Annotated in this window: 4 protein-coding genes; 1 reads left to right on the top strand and 3 read right to left on the bottom strand. The window is 32.1% G+C overall.

The window, feature by feature from the left end; all coding sequences use genetic code 11:
• Nucleotides 1-139: 139 nt before the first annotated feature.
• Entirely contained in the window at nt 140-1,039 is a 900-nt protein-coding gene (locus RMO83_RS06465) for a Brp/Blh family beta-carotene 15,15'-dioxygenase (RefSeq protein ID WP_310558857.1), read from the bottom strand.
• 111 nt (nt 1,040-1,150) lie between these two features.
• Between RMO83_RS06465 and RMO83_RS06460 the strand changes: the two genes are divergently transcribed.
• Nucleotides 1,151-1,876, top strand: a complete 726-nt coding sequence (locus RMO83_RS06460) for a bacteriorhodopsin-like (protein ID WP_310558856.1) — start codon at nt 1,151-1,153, stop codon at nt 1,874-1,876.
• A 260-nt stretch (nt 1,877-2,136) separates the two neighbouring features.
• Here RMO83_RS06460 and RMO83_RS06455 read toward each other — a convergent pair whose 3' ends face one another.
• Together RMO83_RS06455 and RMO83_RS06450 are read right to left on the bottom strand one after the other, a co-directional pair.
• On the bottom strand, nt 2,137-2,733 hold the full coding sequence (locus RMO83_RS06455; RefSeq protein WP_310558855.1) for an RsmD family RNA methyltransferase: 597 nt from the start codon (nt 2,731-2,733) through the stop codon (nt 2,137-2,139).
• The gene (locus tag RMO83_RS06450; RefSeq protein WP_310558854.1) at nt 2,730-3,548 is read right to left on the bottom strand and encodes a DUF3822 family protein; all 819 of its coding nucleotides are present in this window, start codon (nt 3,546-3,548) and stop codon (nt 2,730-2,732) included. The genes RMO83_RS06455 and RMO83_RS06450 overlap by 4 nt, the downstream gene beginning before the upstream one ends.
• Nucleotides 3,549-3,745: the final 197 nt, after the last annotated feature.

Genomic DNA, 3,745 nt, shown 5'->3' with positions numbered 1-3,745 from the left:
TGTGTAGAAACATAATTACAAGAGTAATGTTTTTCTAAAATTAATTTTACGCATTCAAGCTTAAATGCATAATCATACTTGACTTTTCTTTCCATAAAAATACCCCCAAATAGTGTCTAACTTTTTGGGGGCAGTCTATTTAATTTTTTTGCTTCTTGTTCCCTTGAAACATTCGATTTATAACAACAGTATGTGGAAAGGTTATGGCTGCCAAAAATGAGAAGAACAAGGCGTTGAATAGCTTTTCTTCCTTAAGTGTAAAATAGATCAGTGCTATTCCCAAAATTGAAATCAGCCAATATATTCCCGCGGAACGACAATAAGCGATAAAATATTCCTTAGAAAACGAACCATTCATAAATTTAATTTGGTCTATAATAGACGGGATACTATGCCATATCACAAAATAAATAGCAAATCCCCATATCAAACTGGAAGACTTGAAAATGATTGCAAAGACAAGCAGGTGAAAGAATTCTAGTAGTAGTTTATTTCTAATTTTATTTGATTTCCAATAAAAATAGGCGCTTAAGCAGAGGAAAGTGATACCCGAAATCTCCAATAATAAAGTAAAGTATGGAATAGGAATAGTAGCATTTACGATATTTAAGATGATGTTTTGCACTTTAATGGTATGAAAATGGAACAACAACAGCAAAATAGAGAATCCATAGAAGAACTGGAACACAATCACAAGCCATTTTGGAAAATGAACTTCTAAATTTTGCCATTGCTGTTCTCCAAAATGGTATGCACTAACAATAATAAATAATAGGAGAGCTAATTGTGGAATGATATAAAATAAAAGTAAGCCAGTTAAGACAACGATTACATAATAACCAAAAATTTTAAGTTGTGAATCAGATGGTTTTTTAACATTAAATTTATTAATTATTAGTAAATCATTGGCACCATGCAGGATACCAAAGGTAAAAATTAAGAAAAAACCTGACATTATTTGAAGATTTTTCGAAAAATAGGAATCCATCCATAACCCGAAAAAGCTTGCTACGATTGCGATATTAGTATATTTTTTCATTTATATTATTAATTTTTAAAATTAATTAAAAAATAATTAAGAAAATATTTTTTTATTGTTTAACTTTTATTACATTTGTTTCAACAAAAAATTAATTTAAAAAAAATTATTATGACAAAATTAATGCTTATTCCAGGTTTGATCGGAAAATTATCACCAACCGATTATGTAGGGTTTACTTTCTTTGTAGGCTGTATGGCTATGATGGCTGCATCAGCTTTTTTCTTTTTATCATTAAGCCAATTTGATAAAAAGTGGCGCACCTCAGTTTTAGTTTCAGGTTTGATTACCTTTATTGCTGCGGTTCATTATTTTTACATGAGAGATTATTGGGCTTCATTTGGCGAATCCCCAACATTCTTTCGTTATGTTGACTGGGTGTTGACCGTGCCATTGATGTGTCTTGAGTTTTACTTAATATTGAAAGTAGCTGGCGCAAAAAAATCATTGTTATGGAAGATGATTTTCTATTCGGTAGTAATGTTAGTTACAGGTTACTTTGGAGAAGTAGTATTTACTGAGAGTGCAGCTTTCTGGGGATTCATTTCTGGTGTTGCTTACTTTGCGATTGTTTACGAAATTTGGTTAGGATCAGCTGCCAAATTAGCAGCAGCTGCTGGTGGAGAAATCCAAAAAGCACACAAAATCTTATGTTGGTTTGTACTTGTAGGTTGGGCAATTTATCCGCTTGGCTACATGATGGGAACAACAGGATGGTACAACGGATTAATTCCAGCTGGTAATATTGATGTGGCTTACAACATCGCAGATGCCATTAACAAAATTGGTTTTGGTTTGGTAATTTACAGTTTGGCTGTTAGTTCTCAAAAAGATTAATTTTTTTTTTGCTTTGTTAGCAGAACCGAACTAGCGATAGTTCGGTTTTTTTTATTTTACCCAACAGGTATTTGAAATCTGTTGGATTTTATTGAATCGCTCTATGTTTAATTTCTGAAAGGACTTCTTCAATTTTTATACGACAGATTACTTCGTTTATTCGTCCGCCGCGGTGAACTCGGTTCACAGATTAAAAAACATTTTTGAAAATCTGTTAATCTGCAGCTATTTGATTTTTTTATGAGTATGGCTGTGTGAAATTATTCTTCTGCGGATTCCGAAAATAAATCTTCATCATCCATTTCTTCGTCAGTAGATTTTTCCATTTCAAAGAAACTAAAAATCGAACCACCATAACTTTTTTTGAATGAAAAATGAATCAAATGGTCGAGTTTTGTGTACTTGGAATGTTCAATTACCATCATTCCGTCATCTTGCAGGGTGTTTTTTTCGAAAACGGTCAAGACGATTTTATCGAAGGTTTTTTGATCCAAAGCATAAGGCGGATCAGCAAAAATAATGTCGTAAGTTGCTTTGTTTCTTTCTAAAAAGGTGAAAACATCACTTTTCGTGGCCGCAATGTTGAAATCATATTCCGCAGCAACTTGCTTGATGAATTTTACGCAACCAAAATCAGCATCAACAGATGTGATGGGAGTACAGCCACGAGAGGCAAATTCAAAACTTATATTTCCAGTTCCTGCAAATAAATCCAGTATTTTCAAGCCTTCAAAACTGAAATGGTTGTTCAAAACATTGAATAATGCTTCTTTACTCATATCAGTTGTAGGGCGAACGGGAAGTCCTTTGGGCGGAAAAATGCGTCTTCCTTTGTATTTACCTGAAATGATTCTCACGATTGGAACAAGATAAAATGTTTCTGATTTTGGGCAGTTGAAAAAGTATTGTTCTTTTGCAAATCGGAAACATCAAAAAGGGATACATTTCGAATGTATTTAAAAGCTATTTTATAGAAATCGTCTTCCTCGGCAATGGTTCCCAGCAACTCCAATTTGAAATTCTCGGGATTCATACTTAATTGTTCGGCAGTGAAAAGGAGATAGTACAAAAAATCTTCCGGCGTTTGATAATCGAAAGAATTGAATAAATGCAATTTTTGGTTTTGAACAACAATAACTTCAAAATGACCTGGATTGAAATTCACAATCATCTTTTTATCGTCATTGTTTTTGGAGGTATCCAAAAGTTTGGTAACCAAAATACTGTTGGCGTGTTTGTAATTGAAAGAACCAAATTGGTCAATAAAAAAATTATTAATATTCACATACGGAATGTAAACCGCATTCATTTGGTAATTAGATATTTCGTCGAAGGCAAAAAAATCGGTTTCGAAAACCTTTGTATTGTATTGTAAATAGCTTCCTAAGTAGTTCTCGTCAAAAAGTGGTTCTGGTACAAATGTCGAAAGATTGTTGTTGTGAATAACCAATATTTCATCATAAGAATCCTTTAATTCAGCGTTGTCCCTGAAAGCATCAGCAAACAATTCTTCAATTTTGGTAGCTTTATGAAAAGTATCAAATTGCACTTCCTTTATAGAAAGTATTTTGTAATTCAAGGTGTCAAAATCACAAAACGAAAGCCCGGTCAAGGAAACTTGAAGAGATAGTTTTTTGTATTTTTTATCGGTAATGTTAGTGTTAATCGACATAGTTGCAAACTTACAAATTAAAAGAAGAATTAACAATTGATAATTAACAATTGATAATTAATAATCATTGTTGTCCGATAAAAACTTGAAAAGCTACTATTTATAAGCATTTCAACTGTTTTGCTTGTTTTTTAGTGTTCTTTGTAGAACTCAATATTTGAAATTTAGAAAAATATTTTTTCAAATATTGAAGTTTT

This window comes from Flavobacterium sp., from assembly GCF_031423415.1.
Lineage (GTDB): Bacteria > Bacteroidota > Bacteroidia > Flavobacteriales > Flavobacteriaceae > Flavobacterium.
Note: the sequence above shows the minus strand (reverse complement) of the source record. Positions and strands in the feature narration are given on the sequence as shown.

Excerpts from the sequence above, each read along its gene's own strand:
- RMO83_RS06465 (WP_310558857.1), bottom strand. The coding sequence starts at position 1,039 with ATGAAAAAATATACTAATATCGCAATCGTAGCAAGCTTTTTCGGGTTA.
- RMO83_RS06460 (WP_310558856.1), top strand. The coding sequence starts at position 1,151 with ATGACAAAATTAATGCTTATTCCAGGTTTGATCGGAAAATTATCACCA.
- RMO83_RS06450 (WP_310558854.1), bottom strand. The coding sequence starts at position 3,548 with ATGTCGATTAACACTAACATTACCGATAAAAAATACAAAAAACTATCT.